The sequence below is a fragment of the Streptomyces ruber genome, from assembly GCF_014648075.1.
In the GTDB taxonomy this organism is placed as follows: Bacteria; Actinomycetota; Actinomycetes; order Streptomycetales; family Streptomycetaceae; genus Streptomyces; species Streptomyces ruber.
The window spans coordinates 470,151-485,941 of sequence record NZ_BMQK01000004.1 but is presented as its reverse complement, the minus strand read 5'-3'; the positions used below and the strand labels follow the sequence as shown (position 1 = coordinate 485,941).

Sequence of the window (15,791 nt, the reverse complement as noted above, 5' to 3'; positions counted from 1 at the left end):
TCCCACCTGCGGTCGGACGGTCGGAATCAAGTCGAGTCCCGGTACCGGAGCGGCGGGGCTCCGCCCGGAACTCCCTTCAGGTCAGGTCGCGTTCCCGGGCCGCGGCCTCTTCCGCACCGCCTCGTGCTCCCGCTCCGGGGTCTCCTGCCAGGGGTAGGAGACCTGGGGGCCGGGAGGTGTGATCGCGGGTCGCGCCGGTTCCTCGGACGTGTCCGCCCGGGGTGTCCCGGGCCAGGTCTGTCCGCCGGAGGCCGCGGCCTCCGGTGCGGGGGGCTCGGGCCAGGGCGGCGGTTCGGCCGGGGCGGCGTCCGCGGCTTCCGCCGGGGCGGCGTCCGCGGCTTCCGCCGGGGCGGCGGAAGAGGGCGTCCAATGCCGCAGCGCTCCCGCCTCGACGTCGATCTGCGCGCTGAGCGAGTCCAGGTCGTCGTCCGCGAAGCGGTGGGCCCGGTCGTGGGCCGCCCAGCGCAGGGCGTCCGCCGACTTCGTGATCCGCTCGGTGCGCTCGCGCAGGACGGGCAGCCGCTCCGTGAGCTTGGCCCGATCCGGCTCGGCCTCCATGCGCCGCAACTCGGCGTCCAGTTCGTGGCCGTGCGCGCTGAGCCGGGTGAAGAGGCCCAGCGTCTCCTTCAGGGACTCGTCCTCCGCCGCGCCCGCCTGCAGCGCGTCCTGAGTGGCCCGCATCGAGGTGCGCAGCCTCAGCCGGAGCTCGGCGATCTCACCCACGGGTCCCGGCTGGGCGAAGCTCTTGGCACGCAGCGTGGTGTCCTCGACCGTCCGGCGGGCCTGCGAGATGGTGCGGTCCACGCCTCGCTTGGCGGCTCCGACGACCTTCACCGTGGCGTACACGCCCAGCACCAGGAACAGCACGAAGACGAGAGCCACGATTGCGATGACGGTCCCCACGACGCTCCTCCTCCGACGACCCACGACGCCCGGCCCACGACGCCAGACGCACGGCGTCCGGCCCGGGGCGTCCGACGCACGGCGTCCGACGCACGGCACAGCCGACGGCCCCGTGACGCCGCTCCTCCACGGTAAACGCAACGGGCAGGTCCGGAGTTCCGTCGGAACCCCGAACCTGCCCGCACACACATCCCCCAGGGGACCCGGACGACTTACGCCGGCACGATGTTCACCAGCTTCGGCGCCCGCACGATCACCTTGCGGATCCCGGCGCCGCCCAGCGCGGCGACGACCTTCTCGTCGGCCAGCGCCACCTTCTCCAGCTCCTCGTCGGAGATGGCCGGGGACACCTCCAGGCGCGCCTTGACCTTGCCCTTCACCTGCACCACGCACGTCACGGTCTCGTCCACGACGTACGCGGGATCGGCGACGGGGAAGTCCTGGTGGACGACCGAGTCGGTGCGGCCCAGCTTGCGCCACAGCTCCTCGGCGACGTGCGGGGCCAGCGGCGCGACCATCAGCACCAGTGCCTCGGCGACGGACCGCGACACCGGCCCGCCCGTCTTGGTCAGGTGGTTGTTCAGCTCGGTGACCTTGGCGATGGCGGTGTTGAACCGCATGCCCTCCAGGTCCTGGCGCACGCCGTCGATCGCCTTGTGCAGGGCCCGCAGCGTGTCCTCGTCGGGCTCCGCGTCGACCACGGTGACCTCGCCGGTCGCCTCGTCGACGACGTTGCGCCACAGCCGCTGCAGCAGCCGGAACTGGCCCACCACCGCGCGCGTGTCCCACGGCCGCGACACGTCCAGGGGGCCCATCGCCATCTCGTACAGGCGCAGCGTGTCGGCCCCGTACTCGGCGGCGATCTCGTCCGGGGTGACGGCGTTCTTCAGGGACTTGCCCATCTTGCCCAGCAGCCGCGAGACCTTCTCGCCCTGGTACCAGTAGGCGCCGTCGCGCTCCTCCACCTCGGCGGCGGGGACGGCGATGCCCCGGCTGTCGCGGTAGACGTACGCCTGGATCATGCCCTGGTTGTACAGCTTGTGGAACGGCTCGGAGGACGAGATGTGCCCCAGGTCGTACAGCACCTTGGACCAGAAGCGCGCGTACAGCAGGTGCAGCACGGCGTGCTCGGCGCCGCCGACGTACAGGTCGACACCGCCGTGCGGCCGGCCCTCGCGCGGGCCCATCCAGTACTGCTCGATCTCCGGGTCGACCAGCTTCTCGCTGTTGTGCGGGTCCAGGTAGCGCAGCTCGTACCAGCAGGAACCGGCCCAGTTGGGCATGGTGTTGGTCTCGCGGCGGTACTTCCGCGGACCACGGCCGTCGCCCAGGTCCAGCGTGACGTTGACCCAGTCCTCGTTGCGGGACAGCGGCGTCTCGGGCTCGGTGTCGGCGTCGTCCGGGTCGAAGGTGCGCGGCGAGTAGTCCTCGACCTCGGGCAGTTCCAGCGGCAGCATCGACTCGGGCAGCGGGTGGGCGACGCCGTCCTCGTCGTAGACGATCGGGAAGGGCTCGCCCCAGTAGCGCTGGCGGCTGAACAGCCAGTCGCGCAGCCGGAAGTTGACGGTGCCCTCGCCGATGCCCTCGCGCTCCAGCCACTCGGTGATGCGCGCCTTGGCGTCGACGACGCCCAGCCCGTCCAGGGACACGTGCTCACCCGTGGAGTTGACGATCTTCGCGTCGTACGAGGCGAAGGCGTCGTCCCAGGTGGACGGGTCGGTGCCGCGGTCGTCGCTCGGCTCGACGACGCAGCGCATCGGCAGTTCGAAGGCGCGCGCGAAGGCGAAGTCGCGGGTGTCGTGCGCCGGGACGGCCATGATCGCGCCGGTGCCGTAGCCCATCAGCACGTAGTCGGCGATGAAGACCGGGATCTGCTCGCCGTTGACCGGGTTGGTCGCGTACGCGCCCGTGAAGACACCGGTCTTGTCCTTGGCTTCGGCCTGCCGCTCGACGTCGGACTTGGACGCGGCCTGCGCGCGGTACGCGGCGACGGCCTCGGCCGGGGTGGCGTGCCCGCCGGTCCACGCCTCGCGGGTGCCCTCCGGCCAGACGGCCGGGGTGAACTTCTCGACCAGCGGGTGCTCGGGGGCCAGCACCATGTAGGTGGCGCCGAACAGGGTGTCCTGGCGCGTGGTGAAGACCGTGATCACCTCGCCGTCGACGGGGAAGTCGACACGGGCGCCCTCGGAGCGGCCGATCCAGTTGCGCTGCTGCAGCTTGATGGCCTCGGGCCAGTCCAGCTCGTCCAGGTCCTCCAGCAGCCGGTCGGCGTAGGCGGTGATGCGCATGTTCCACTGGCGCAGCTTGGCCTTGAAGACCGGGAAGTTGCCGCGCTCGGAGCGCCCGTCGGCGGTGACCTCCTCGTTGGCCAGGACGGTGCCCAGGCCGGGGCACCAGTTCACGGGCGCGTCGGAGGCGTACGCCAGGCGGTACTCGCCCAGGACGTCGGCGCGCTCGGCGGCGGTCAGCGCGTCCCAGGAGCGGCCACCGGGCACCTCGCGCTCACCGCTCTCGAACTGGGCGACCAGCTCGGCGATCGGCCGGGCCCTGCGGGCCTCGTCGTCGTACCAGGAGTCGAAGATCTGCAGGAAGATCCACTGGGTCCACTTGTAGTACTCCGGGTCGATCGTGGCGAACGACCGGCGCCTGTCGTGCCCCAGGCCCAGCCGGCGCAGCTGGCTGCGCATGTTCTCCATGTTCGCCTCGGTGGACACGCGCGGGTGCGTGCCGGTCTGCACCGCGTACTGCTCGGCGGGCAGGCCGAAGGCGTCGAAGCCCAGGGTGTGCAGGACGTTGTGGCCGGTCATCCGCTGGAACCGGGCGAAGACGTCGGTGGCGATGTAGCCCAGGGGGTGGCCGACGTGCAGTCCCGCGCCGGAGGGATACGGGAACATGTCCATGATGAACTTCTTCGGCCGGGCGGCCAGCTCGGCGTCGCCCGCCAGGTCACCGGTGGGGTTCGGCGCCTCGTACGTGCCCTCCGCGTCCCAGAAGTCCTGCCAGCGTGCCTCGATCTCCGCGGCCATGGCGGCCGTGTAGCGGTGTGGCGCTGCCTCCGCCGGTGTGGCGGGGGTGACCGCGGAATTCGTCTCGCTCATGATCCTCAAGCTCCATCGATCGTCTCTGCCAGCGACTGTGCCGCTCGGGCCGTGACACCCGAGAAATGAAAAATCCCCTCGCACAGGAGGGGACGCCGCGCCGATGCCGGCCACTCGCTTCTCCCGTGGCCGGGACTGATCAGCGCGGCTCGCTAAGCAGAAGGCGTACGGCACGCATGGGATCAGGGTACCGCAGCGGCCACAAGGGCCGCGACGAGGTCCGGGGAACCCGCACTATTTCGCATAGCAGTCGCTAAGGGGCATCACAGGTGGCGCATCACCGGTTGATAACAACGCAATAACCAAAACCACCTACCGGTCGGTTAGGCACCACTTAGAGTGCGACGGCGGGACCGCTCACCCGAACTGTTCGGAGTTCCCCATGAACCCTCGTCGCAGCAGCAGCTCGCTTCCCCGGCCGGGCCGGTCGGCCTATGGGGCGGCGACGGCTGCCGCTCTGCTGTTGATTCCCGCGATCGTGCTCCTGGGAGGTGACGGCGTCCGGGACTTCCTGAACTTCGGCGCCGGCGTGCTCTCGCTGGTCGCCCTGTCCTGCTCGGTCATCTGGGGTCTGGTCGCGACCGACCGGGTGTTCCTCAACGCGCGCCAGCGCATCGTCGCGCAGGCCGTGCACCGCACGACCGCCGTCTCCTCGGTGGCCTTCCTGCTGCTGCACGTCACGGTCAAGCTGGCGACGGACCACACGACACTCCTCGCCGCGCTGATCCCCTTCAGCCTCGGGGTGACGGGCAGCGCCGGCCTCATCGGCTTCGGCTCGCTGGCCGCCCTGCTGATGATCACGACCGCCCTCACCGGCGCGCTCCGCAGCGCCTTCGCCACCCCGGCACCGGTCGCGGCGCGCTGGCGGGCGTTCCACATGCTGGCCTACCCGGCCTGGTGTTTCGCGCTGATCCACGGACTCTACGCGGGTCGAGAGGCGAAGCCGGTCTTCGTCACGCTGTACTGCCTCTGCCTGGCCGGCGTCGCGGGCGCCCTGGCCCTGCGCTCCGCACCCCGCCCGTTCAAGCGCAAGGTGGCCGACCGGGTCATGGGCGTGCTCGGCACCGAGTCGCGGCCCGGCCGCGAGGAGCTGGACGCGAGCCGTGCCCGGGTGGCCGGCGCCGCCGCGGACACCCCGCCGGGAGCGGTCCCCCGCGCGCGGGGCGGCGGCTCACCGCTGCCCGGCTACGGCGCGCGCGGCGGCTCCGCCCCGGACGACCCGCTGTTCCCGGGCGGCTCGGCGATCCCGCCGCAGCGCACCCCGTCCCCGGACCCGTACGAGTCCGCCGTCCGGGCCGACGCCCCCGGCACCCGCCCCGGCTTCGCCGCCGCCTACCGCACCGTGTCGGCCTTCCCGCGCGCGGGGGACCCGTCGGCGCCCTGGACGGACCGGCCGGCGCAGTCGCCGCCGGCCATGCCGCCCACGCAGGCCGTGCCGCGCCTCGACGACGGCTCCACGGGCGGCCGCTGGCCCGTCCCGTCCCCGCCGCCGGTCGGCGAGGCGCCCCCGTCGGCGTACGACCCGATGCAGGACACCTTCGCGGGCACCTCGTTCCAGGCGGTCCCCGAGTTCCAGGCGATTCCCGAAAATTCTTACGAGACAGCTGAGACGACAGCCCCTTACGGCACGTACAACACGAACGACACGTACGACAGCGGTCCCGCAACCGAAACGCTGCCCGGCGGCTATGGCGCACCGGGCTCCGGCGAACCTTGGAACATGCCTTCCGGAGGCCATAAGTGAACGAGGCCCTTCCCGACGTTCCCGAAGTCCGTGTGGTGGGGCTCCCCCAGCTCACCTCGGGCTTCGACCTCGTCGAGAGGCTCGACCTCCCCATGCACCTGAAAGTGCACGGTCCGCTCGAACCGGTGGGCGGCGAACAGCTCGCCCGGCTCGCCGAACGGATCAACCTGAAGGGACGGGGCGGCGCCGGCTTCCCGTTCCACAAGAAACTGCGGTCGGTCGCCGAGTCGGCGATCAAACGCGGCATCCGGCCCGTGGTCGTCGTCAACGGAAGCGAGGACGAGCCGGCCTGCCGCAAGGACACGGTGCTCATCAACCGTGCCCCGCACCTCATCCTGGACGGCGCCCTGCTGGTCGCGGAGGCCCTGGGCGCCCGCCAGCTCGTGGTCGGAGTGACCCGCGAGTCCACCCAGCGCTCGATGGAGGCCGCCCTCGCCGAGCGCGGCCTCGGCAACCGGCGGGGCGCGGCGATCCGCGCGCGCGTGCAGCGCAACCCGGTACGGATGGTCACCGGTGCGGCCGCCTCGCTGATCCGCTCCATCGACGGCGGCCCGGCGATCCCCCCGGGCCGCAAGGTCAGCGCCTCCCGGAACGGCGTGGGCGGCGCGCCCACCCTGCTGTCGAACGCCGAGACGTTCGCCCAGCTGGCCGTCGCCGCCCGCATCGGCGCCGAGCGTTACGGCAACACCGGCCTGTACGACGAGCCGGGCACCGTGATGCTCACGGTCTCCGGCGCGGTCTCCCGCCCCATGGTGATCGAGGCCCCCACCGGCGTACCCCTGCGCTACGTGCTCCAGCTGGCCGGTGCGCCGCCGGTGCCGCAGGGCGTGCTGACCGGCGGCTACCACGGCAAGTGGATCGACGCGGCGACCGTGGACGAGGCGGTCGTCTCGCGCAACTCGCTGGACGCGGTGGGCGGTTCGCTCGGCGCGGGCGCGATCCTGCCGATCAGTCAGGAGACCTGTCCGCTGGGTGAGTCGCTGCAGGTGGCGAAGTGGCTGGCGGAGGAGAGCGCGGGCCAGTGCGGCCCCTGCTACCTGGGCCTGCCGGCCGCCGCACGCGGCATGGAGGACATCCTGAACGGCGGCGGTCCGGCCGCCCTGGAGGCGCTCAAGCAGGTCGCCAAGAACGTGAAGCGGCGCGGGGCGTGCTCGCACCCGGACGGCTCGGCGATGTTCCTGGAGTCGACGATCAAGGCGTTCACGGACGACCTGGCCGCGCACGTCCTCGGCAACGGCTGCGGACGGCCCGTGGAGGGCGTCCTGCCCCTGTTCGAGGGCGGCAGGGCGCCGACGGGCATTCCCGGCGGCGGCGCCCAGGAGGAGACCGGTCCCAGCCGCCAGAAGATCTTCGTCGACTGGACCCTGTGCCGCGGGCACGGCCTGTGCGCGGACATCCTTCCGGAGGTCTTCGAACTGGGCGCGGACGGCTTCCCGACGGTCGCCCAGGCCTCGGTGCCGCGTTACGCGGAGGCGAAGGCACTGCGGGCGGTGCGCCGCTGCCCGGCGCTCGCTCTGCGCATCGAGGAGGACACCCGTTCCGCCGCCCCGGCCCGCAACACCCTGCCGGTGCTCTCCCAGGTCCGGGGCCGCCGGGCCCTCGGCAGCGGCCGCTGAACGGCACGGCCCGCACGTACGGCCCGCCCCAGCACGGCCCCGCAACAGCAGAGATCCCGTCCGATCGGTGCGATCGGACGGGATCCTCGTCTGTGGAGCTAAGGAGAATTGAACTCCTGACCTCCTGCATGCCATGCAGGCGCTCTACCAACTGAGCTATAGCCCCTTGCGGTGTGTCCTCCGGGTTTCCCCGGCGGCGACGCCAACATTACACGGTCACCGGGGTGCACCACCAAATCGTTTCCGCTCCGTCCGGTATGCCCGTTTCTCCGGCGCTCCGGCGACTACCGGTCAAGCCGTCACGAACGAATAGAACCGTTTGAGCGTGCAGTGCTCCTCGAGGAGCCGACCGTAGATCGGCTCGCCCTCCAGCTCGCGGTACGTCTCGATGGGGTCGCCTTTTATGATCAGCGCCCGTGCGCATTCCTCGCACCAGTACTGGTAGTCGTGGTGGACCGGCTCCATGTCGCGGACGATCGGCGTACCGCTCCCGCACCAGTCGCATTTCCTCCTGTGCGCACCCATCGATCAGCTCCAGCTGTGGCCGCAGGTCGTGCACACGTACGAGATCCCCCCGTTGTCTCCAAGGACTTGGGCGACATGGAGCGACCCGCAGGAAGGGCAGTTCAGGAGAGTGGCCGTCCTCGGTGCCACCACCCGTCCGAGAAGGTGCTCGGCCTCCTCGCGGATGCTCCCGGGCATCGCCTCTCCCTCCCGTCGGGCCGCGCCCCCTTCCGGCCGTTTGATTCTGCCACGGCCGGACCAATACGGTCAGCGACGCCTTCGTACCAGTCCGGACACGGCCCCGGCCCCGCCGTTCCTACCGGCGCGCACGCGCACGCGAGAAGGACGTCCGTACAGGTATACGAGCGTGGGTACCGGGTGACTCAACCCAGGACACACGAAAGATCCCGTTCCCCCAAGAGGAACGGGATCTTCTGTATCGATCTGTGATCTTGTAGAACTGTGATCTTGTGGATCTGTGACCCTGTGGAGCTAAGGAGAATTGAACTCCTGACCTCCTGCATGCCATGCAGGCGCTCTACCAACTGAGCTATAGCCCCTTGCGTTCTTCCCGCTCGGCGGGGCGAACAAGAAGAACTTTAGCCTGCGACCAGCCGGAAAGTGAAATCCGGTCCGGCGGGCGCCCGGAGCGGGGCGCCGGCGGGCGTCAGGTGTCGTCGCCGAGCACCGGTTCCGGCAGGGTGCCGGCGTTGTGCTCCAGCAGGCGCCAGCCGCGGGCGCCCTCGCCGAGGACGGACCAGCAGCAGTTGGAGAGGCCGCCGAGGCTCTCCCAGTGGTGGGGAGCGAGCCCCAGGAGGCGGCCGATGGTGGTGCGGATGGTGCCGCCGTGGCTGACCACCACGAGGGTGCCGCCCGGGGGCAGCTTGTCGGCGTGCCGCAGCACCACGGGGGCGGCGCGGTCGGCGACCTCGGTCTCCAGTTCGCCCCCGCCGCGGCGGACCGGCTCACCGCGCTTCCAGGCCGCGTACTCGTCGCCGTACCGCTCGATGATCTCCTCGTGCGTCAGCCCCTGCCAGACGCCCGCGTAGGTCTCGCGCAGGCCCTCGTCGTGCGTCACCGCAAGGCCGGTGAGAGCGGCCAGCTCGGCGGCCGTGTCGACGGCGCGCCGCAGGTCCGAGGCGACGATGGCGGCGGGGTTCAGCGAGGCGAGCAGCCGGGCGGCACGTCGGGCCTGGCCGACGCCGGTCTCGGTGAGGTCGATGTCCGTGGTGCCCTGGAAACGGCGCTCCAGGTTCCACGCGGTCTGGCCGTGCCGCCAGAGGATGACGCGCCGCCCCAGCCGCGAGGCGGGGTCGGCGGCGTCTATGCCCGGGACCGCGTTCACCGCGGCTCCCCGACCGGCCCGGCCGCGTCCCCGTCGGCCTCCTGCCGGGCGTGCTCCTCGCCCTTGCCACGGGTGGCCTTGGCGTCGGCGGGCAGCTCCAGCTCGGGGCAGTCCTTCCACAGCCGCTCCAGGGCGTAGAAGACCCGCTCCTCGCTGTGCTGGACGTGCACCACGATGTCGACGTAGTCGAGCAGGACCCAGCGGGCCTCGCGGTCGCCCTCGCGGCGTACGGGCTTGGCACCCAGCTCCTTGTTCAGCCGCTCCTCGATCTCGTCGACAATCGACTTGACCTGGCGGTCGTTGGGCGCGGACGCGAGCAGGAAGGCGTCCGTGATGGACAGGACGTCGCTGACGTCGTACGCGATGACGTCGTGGGCGAGCTTGTCGGCTGCCGCCTGGGCAGCGGTGTTGATGAGCTCGAGAGAGCGGTCAGTGGCGGTCACTACGTGGCTTTCGGTCGGCGGTCGGTTACGCCCTCACGGGCTACCTCAAGGGTCTCACGGACCGCCGCGACCACCCCAGGGATTACCCGGGGGTGGTCGCTCACGCGGCGGAGCGGCGGTTCCCCGCCCCCCGCCTCTCCTCAGCCGGTGGGGCCGGTCACCTCGTAGTCCCGGCCGAGGACGACCGAGACGTCGGCGTTGGACGTGGTGCTGCCCTGCACGACGCTGCCGGTCGGCAGGCCAAGGGTCTTCGCGACCTCGACCGCGTCGTCCTTGCTCGCGGCGTCGGCGTACGTGACCGTGGAGGTCCCGGCCGCGGAGGCGGTGCCGGCGTCGAGGAAGGTGTAGCCGCCGTTGAGCAGGACCACGCGGGCCTGTTCGGTGGCGTCCTTCTCGCCGGTGGCGTTCCGGATGCCGACCCGGACGGCGTCGCCCGCCTCGGGGCTCTTCGCGGTGCCGCCGAGCAGGTCCTTCACCACGCTGTCCGAGGTCTCGGCGTCGAGCGTGCCGTCCTCCTGGACGGGCAGCGCGGCGGTCTCGTAGTCGCCGCCCTTGGCCCGCTCGGCGAGCCCCGCGAGGAAGGTGCCGAGGTCGCCGTCGGTCAGCGGCGGGTCGAGGATCTGCCCCAGGGTCTGCATGGTGACCGTGGCGGCCTGCGCGTCCGAGGACAGCTTGCGCAGCACGCCCTGCATCACCTGCCCGAACCGCTTCAGCTGCGCGCTCTCGGACTCGCCGGGCGCCCGGTAGGTGGCGTACGCGACGGCCATCTTGCCGCTGAGGGTCTGCGCCCCGCCCTTGTTGACCAGTGGCGCCTCGCCCTCCTTGCCGTCCGGGTCGGGCACGTCGGTGTCCGTGTCGATCTCGATGTTGCCGACGAGCTCGACGAGGTTGTTCAGGTAAGGGGTGTCGAGGCGCCAGGTGCCCTCGATGTCGGTGCCGAGCACGGTGTGGAGGGAGTCGCGGGTGCCGGCGGCGCCGTCGTCCTCGACGGACTTGGCGAGGGTGGTGGTGCCGCCGTCGTCGCCCGTCAGGGCGAGGGAGTTGGGCAGCAGCACGGTGGCGCCGCGCTCGGTGGTGGTGTTGTTCACGAGCAGCGCCGTGGAGGTCTCGTCCCCGCCCGTGTTGTGCAGGTGGACGACGAGCACGTCGCGCTTCTGGGCGGCCGCGGACGTCGTGGTGCCCGCCTTGTCCCCCTCCGAGGTGCCGGGCAGCTTCCCCGCGAACCAGAGGTAGCCGACGCCGCCGGCCGCGACCAGGGCGAGGACCACCGCCAGGGCGACGAGCCGGCCGCGGGCCCGGCGCTTGGCCTCCTCGCGGCGCTCGGTGCGGTTCTCGGTGAACGCCAGCCAGTCGATCACGTCCTCGGAGTCGCCGTCGGGCTCCTCGACGAAGGCGAACTGCTCGGTGTGGTACTCCCTGTCGCCGCCGTCCTCCGGCCGCTCACCGGACGGACCCGGGCCGCCCGGCCCGCCGTCCTCCTGCCCGGTTCTCGGAGGCCGGGCCTGGTGCGGGATGTACGCGCTCTGCTCGGTGCCGTGGGGCTGGGCGTCGGGCTGGGCATGGGGCTGGTGGACTGCGGTGTACGTCTGCTGCCCGGCGCCGGCCGTCTGCTGCCCGTACGGGTCGTAGCCGTCGTACCCGTGTCCGGCCGCTCCCCCGCCCTGGCCGTTCCCGTACGGGTCGTGGAAGTCATGGAAGTCGTGGGAGGCCTGCGGGGCCGGGGGCTGCTGCTGGGCGGCGGTCCCGTACGGGTCGTAGCCGTAGCCGTATCCCTGGGACTGCTGCGGCTCCTGCGTCCCGTAGGAGCCGTACTCCTGCGGGGAGTGCTGGGCGGGCACCTGGCGGTACACAGGCTGCCCGAACTCGTCGTAGCCGACGAGCTCGTAACCGTCGCTCCCGTGGCCGGCGTCGTATCGGTCGTTCACCCGGTGCCCCTCTCGGCTCACTCGCCGCGGTACAGCTCACGCTTGTCGATGTAGCGCACCACACCGTCCGGCACCAGATACCAGACGGGATCGCCCTTGGCGACTCTCGCACGGCAGTCCGTGGACGAGATGGCCAGAGCCGGAACCTCGACGAGCGAGACGCCTCCGGCGGGCAGGCCCGGGTCGGCGAGGACGTGTCCGGGGCGGGTGACGCCGACGAAGTGCGCGAGCGAGAACAACTCGTCCGTGTCGCGCCAGGTGAGGATCTGGGACAGCGCGTCGGCGCCGGTGATGAAGAAGAGGTCCGTGTCGGGGTTGAGTGCGCGCAGATCACGCAGGGTGTCCGTGGTGTAGGTGGGACCGCCGCGGTCGATGTCGATGCGGCTGACGGAGAACTGCGGGTTCTCCGCGGTCGCGATGACCGTCATCAGATAGCGGTCCTCGGCCGGGGACACCGACCGGTGGGACTTCTGCCACGGCTCGCCCGTGGGTACGAACACGACCTCGTCGAGGTGGAACTGGGTGGCGGCCTCCTGGGCCGCGACGAGGTGGCCGTTGTGGATCGGATCGAACGTTCCGCCCATGACGCCGAGGCGGCGTCGGCGCGGTTCCAGGGGACCGGCGCCGGGACCGTCCCCGGGGTGACTGGCCCGGCCGCCCGCGGTGGTCTGCTCCGGGCCGGTAGGCATTTCCTGCTCTCCCATGCGTGCAGACCCTACCGGCCCGTTCGACGGGTTCCGGTCGAACGTCTATTTGCGGGGGGTTCAGCGGTCCCGGTTGAAGCGGGTGGTGATGAACAGCAGGAGCATCAGGACGGCGAAGGCACCGATGCCGGTCAGGTAGGGGTTGAGGCTGTGGTGGTTGCCTCCGTGCTCCTCGCCCTCGGCGGCGAGGGTGACCAACTGGGCAGCGGTGCTGTGCAGGTTCATCGTCGGCTGGACCTATCCGGGTGTGGGATCGGGACAAGGGCTCCGGCATATCGTAAGCGGGCCCCCGCGCGGCGCCCACGCCGACTCCGCCTTGTGGCGGACGGAACCTCAGTCCTCGTCCTCGCGGTCGTCCTGGCGGTAGCCCCGCAGCAGGAACCAGCCGCCCAGCACACAGCCCACGAGCATCACGAGCAGGACGACGCGGAACAGGCCGCCGCCGAAGACGGGGCCCTCCGCGACGACGGTCGCGGCCCGGGGGAACCAGGTGGCCGGGGTGTGCTCCATGGGATCGCTCCTTACGTGTGCTGCCCTGTCACCGTATCTCCGCCTAGGCTGGTCCTCGCTTCGGGGGCACACTGGGCAATCAGACACATGGGGGAACACATGTCCGACGGCAGCCACGAGCGAGACGGTCACGGGAACGTGCCCAGCAGGAGCCGCAGGCGCTTCGAGGGCCTGTCCTCACGGGCGTACGAGCACCCCGCGGACCGCTCCGCCCTGGTGGCCCTGCGCAGGCTGAGCGGCTTCGACACGGTCTTCAAGGCGCTCAGCGGCCTGCTTCCCGAGCGGAGTCTGCGCCTGCTGTTCCTGTCCGACTCCGTACGGGTCTCGGACGAGCAGTTCGCGCACCTCAACGACATGCTGCGGGACGCCTGTTACATCCTGGACCTGGAGAAGGTCCCGCCGATGTACGTCAACCAGGACCCGCAGCCGAACGCGATGTGCATCGGCCTGGACGAGCCGATCATCGTCGTCACCACGGGGCTCGTCGAGCTGCTCGACGAGGAGGAGATGCGGGCCGTCGTCGGCCACGAGGTGGGCCACGCCCTCTCCGGCCACGCCGTCTACCGCACGATCCTGCTGTTCCTGACGAGCCTGGCCGTCCGGGTGGCGTGGATCCCGCTGGGCAACCTCGCGATCATGGCGATCGTGACCGCGCTGCGCGAGTGGTTCCGCAAGTCGGAGCTGTCCGCCGACCGGGCGGGCCTGCTGGTCGGACAGGACCTGCGGGCCTCGATGCGCGGTCTGATGAAGCTCGCGGGCGGCAACCACCTGCACGCGATGAACGTGGACGCGTTCCTCGCGCAGGCCGAGGAGTACGAGGCCGGGGGCGACCTGCGCGACTCCGTGCTGAAGATCATGAACGTGCTGCCCCGCTCCCACCCCTTCGCCACCGTGCGCGCGGCCGAGCTGAAGAAGTGGGCCGACTCCCGCGACTTCCAGCGGATCATGGACGGTCACTACCCGCGGCGCGACGAGGACAAGGACACCTCGGTGACCGACTCCTTCCGCCAGTCGGCGGCCGCCTACGCCAGCGACGTCAAGAACTCCAAGGACCCGCTGATGAAGCTGGTCAGCGACATCGCGGGCGGGGCGGGTGACCTCGGCGGCCGGGTGCGGCGCGGCTTCGGCGGCTTCACCGGCGGCGGTGGCGGCGGGACGGCGAAGGACCGGCCGCGGGACGAGCGTCCCGGCGCGGAGTGACGCGTCACACCCTCGGCTGGGCGGCCTCCGCCAGCGAGCCGCACAGGGCCGTGGCGCCGCCCGTCGCGTACGGGTCCGTGCCGGCCGGGCCGCCCGCCCCCGCCGTCTGTCCCGCGAGCAGCGGGCGCAGGTGGTTCGCCGTGTCCTCGGCGCAGGCGAGCGGCCCGGCCTGGACGTGGGCGACGGCGATCTCGGCCTGGTGGCTGCGCAGGTCGTCGTGGTCGAAGCGGAAGTGCAGCTCGCGCCGGACGGTGAACAGCGAGGCCGCGACCCCCTCGTCCGCGCCGGCGGGCCGCAGCGCGTACACGTAGACGTGGTCGGCGACGACCTCGAGGGTGTCGGAGTCGAACTCGACCGCCCGCAGGGTGCCCTGCACACGGATCCTGGAGTCGGCGAGTTCGGCGCGGGAGGGGTCGAAGCGGACCGTCCAGCCGGTGGGCGCGTGCCGCCCGTCGGCCGCGGGGTGGTCGAAGCTCTGGTCGAACTGGTCCAGGAGCTGCGGGTCCAGCAGGATGCGCGGGGACCGCACGGTCGTGCCGTCCAGTACCCGGGGGTCGAGCGCGGAGGCGACGAGGTAGTCCTTGGCGGTGGTCAGGGCCGCGACGACCTGGCTGTCGGAGAAGTTCGCCGTGCGCCGGGTGGCGGGCATGGTGATGCCCTCGGCCCCGATCCGGAACCGGGCGGCGGGGCTGCTCTCGTACAGGCGCTCGGCATCCGTGGAGCCGGGCACGGCGCCCTGCGGGGCGAGCGGGATGACCGTCATCCTGAGCGGCTCGACGGGGCCGGCGGCCGGCGCCTCGTACGGATGGCGCAGGCCCATGTAGATCGCGGTGCCGAAGGCGAGGGCGATCAGCATGACGAGGACCAGCGCCTGGCGGGACAGCCCGCGGCGCAGCGGCGCACGGCGGCGTACGGCGGGCGCGTGGTCGGCCATGCGCTCCCGGGCGGAGAACTCCTGGAGCCGGGCAGCGCGAACGAAGGACTCGTCGAAGACGACCGACCTGTACTCGTCCTCTCCACCACCGGGAGCGCCCTCGGGTGTCCCCTCAGGTGGGTCTCCTGGTCCGCCCATACCTCCAGAGTAGGTCCCGCGGGGCTGCGGTAAACGCCCTGGTACGCGACAACTTCTGACACGCGCTCACCGGGTCCGCAAGCGCTTGCGGATGCCCTCAGGGCGTGCGTGGCACCGCCGACACCGGTGGCGGGGAGTAGTCGGCGGAGGCGGAGGGAGCCGTGTCGACACCGTGTTCGACACCCGTGGAGGCGGGGGGCGGGACCTGCTCCTCGTGGCTGCCCGAGGAGGCTCCCCGGTAGACCGCCGTGAACGCGAGCGCGACCATGCCGATGCCCATCACCAGGGCGAGCACCCAGGCCACGGGCCGGTGCCAGCGGGGCTGCCGGCCGTAACCCTCCGGCGCCCCGTAGCGGCCGCCCTCGAACACCCCGCTGTCGTCCGGGTCGTCACGGTCGCCACCGGGGCCGAGGTCGAGGTCGTCGGGGCCGAAGCCGTCGTCGTACCGCTCGTCGTCGCCGCGTGGATGTCTGGTGTGCGCCCGGCGCGCCTCGGCCTCCTGCGCCTCGGCGCGGGCCTGGGCCGCGGCGAGCAGACGTTCGACGGCGGACGGCTCGTGCACGACGGCCGCCCGTACGAAGTCCTCGTCGAAGACCACGGAGGCGAACTCGTCGTCCCTGCCCCCGCGGTCGCGGTCGTCGTCGGGCTCCCAGCCGTCAGAGAACGGCATGCCCCCCACGTCCTCCGGCACGGAACCAGAGTAGACCTGGGGGGTCAATTTGGGCAG

At 71.6% G+C, this 15,791-nt stretch carries 14 protein-coding genes and 2 tRNA genes; 3 read left to right on the top strand and 13 right to left on the bottom strand.

The window, feature by feature from the left end; genetic code table 11:
• Positions 1-81: 81 nt before the first annotated feature.
• Positions 82-903 (bottom strand): hypothetical protein, encoded by an 822-nt coding sequence (locus tag IEZ04_RS13485; protein ID WP_229821020.1) that lies wholly within the window; start codon positions 901-903, stop codon positions 82-84.
• Positions 904-1,115: 212 nt separating this feature from the next.
• Positions 1,116-4,001, bottom strand: coding sequence for a leucine--tRNA ligase (leuS, locus tag IEZ04_RS13480; RefSeq protein ID WP_189217022.1), 2,886 nt, complete (start codon positions 3,999-4,001; stop codon positions 1,116-1,118).
• Positions 4,002-4,383: 382 nt separating this feature from the next.
• On the opposite strand from leuS, the gene IEZ04_RS13475 reads away from it, so the two are divergent.
• A complete protein-coding gene (locus IEZ04_RS13475; protein ID WP_189217021.1) occupies positions 4,384-5,745 on the top strand; it encodes a ferric reductase-like transmembrane domain-containing protein in 1,362 nt (453 codons plus the stop codon).
• Entirely contained in the window at positions 5,742-7,361 is a 1,620-nt protein-coding gene (locus IEZ04_RS13470) for an NADH-quinone oxidoreductase subunit NuoF family protein (RefSeq protein WP_189217020.1), read from the top strand. Before IEZ04_RS13475 ends, IEZ04_RS13470 begins: the two co-directional genes overlap by 4 nt.
• Positions 7,362-7,454: 93 nt before the next feature.
• On the opposite strand, the gene IEZ04_RS13465 is transcribed toward IEZ04_RS13470, so the two are convergent.
• The 9 genes from IEZ04_RS13465 to IEZ04_RS13425 form a co-directional block, all read right to left on the bottom strand.
• A tRNA-Ala gene (locus tag IEZ04_RS13465) sits at positions 7,455-7,527 on the bottom strand.
• Between the two features lie 125 nt (positions 7,528-7,652).
• Positions 7,653-7,886: a hypothetical protein gene (locus IEZ04_RS13460; protein WP_189217019.1), complete on the bottom strand. Its 234-nt coding sequence runs from the start codon at positions 7,884-7,886 to the stop codon at positions 7,653-7,655.
• A 466-nt stretch (positions 7,887-8,352) separates the two neighbouring features.
• A tRNA-Ala gene (locus IEZ04_RS13455) sits at positions 8,353-8,425 on the bottom strand.
• A 107-nt stretch (positions 8,426-8,532) separates the two neighbouring features.
• Complete coding sequence (locus IEZ04_RS13450; RefSeq protein WP_229821019.1) at positions 8,533-9,210, bottom strand: histidine phosphatase family protein; 678 nt, start codon at positions 9,208-9,210, stop codon at positions 8,533-8,535.
• On the bottom strand, positions 9,207-9,653 hold the full coding sequence (gene rsfS / locus IEZ04_RS13445; protein WP_189217018.1) for a ribosome silencing factor: 447 nt from the start codon (positions 9,651-9,653) through the stop codon (positions 9,207-9,209). The genes IEZ04_RS13450 and rsfS overlap by 4 nt, the downstream gene beginning before the upstream one ends.
• A gap of 140 nt (positions 9,654-9,793) precedes the next feature.
• A complete protein-coding gene (locus IEZ04_RS13440; RefSeq protein WP_189217017.1) occupies positions 9,794-11,578 on the bottom strand; it encodes an LCP family protein in 1,785 nt (594 codons plus the stop codon).
• Between the two features lie 17 nt (positions 11,579-11,595).
• Complete coding sequence (nadD, locus tag IEZ04_RS13435) at positions 11,596-12,282, bottom strand: nicotinate-nucleotide adenylyltransferase (protein WP_189217016.1); 687 nt, start codon at positions 12,280-12,282, stop codon at positions 11,596-11,598.
• Between the two features lie 60 nt (positions 12,283-12,342).
• Positions 12,343-12,507 (bottom strand): hypothetical protein, encoded by a 165-nt coding sequence (locus IEZ04_RS13430; protein ID WP_189217015.1) that lies wholly within the window; start codon positions 12,505-12,507, stop codon positions 12,343-12,345.
• A 108-nt stretch (positions 12,508-12,615) separates the two neighbouring features.
• Complete coding sequence (locus IEZ04_RS13425; RefSeq protein WP_189217014.1) at positions 12,616-12,792, bottom strand: hypothetical protein; 177 nt, start codon at positions 12,790-12,792, stop codon at positions 12,616-12,618.
• 99 nt (positions 12,793-12,891) lie between these two features.
• On the opposite strand from IEZ04_RS13425, the gene IEZ04_RS13420 reads away from it, so the two are divergent.
• On the top strand, positions 12,892-13,992 hold the full coding sequence (locus IEZ04_RS13420; RefSeq protein WP_189217159.1) for a M48 family metallopeptidase: 1,101 nt from the start codon (positions 12,892-12,894) through the stop codon (positions 13,990-13,992).
• A gap of 4 nt (positions 13,993-13,996) precedes the next feature.
• Here the strand turns inward: IEZ04_RS13420 and IEZ04_RS13415 are convergent, their stop codons facing one another.
• Together IEZ04_RS13415 and IEZ04_RS13410 are read right to left on the bottom strand one after the other, a co-directional pair.
• Positions 13,997-15,064, bottom strand: coding sequence for an SCO2583 family membrane protein (locus IEZ04_RS13415; protein WP_189217013.1), 1,068 nt, complete (start codon positions 15,062-15,064; stop codon positions 13,997-13,999).
• Positions 15,065-15,161: 97 nt separating this feature from the next.
• Positions 15,162-15,755 carry an SCO2584 family spore wall biosynthesis protein gene (locus IEZ04_RS13410; protein WP_444545451.1) on the bottom strand — a complete coding sequence of 198 codons (594 nt, stop codon included), beginning with the start codon at positions 15,753-15,755 and terminating at the stop codon, positions 15,162-15,164.
• Positions 15,756-15,791: the final 36 nt, after the last annotated feature.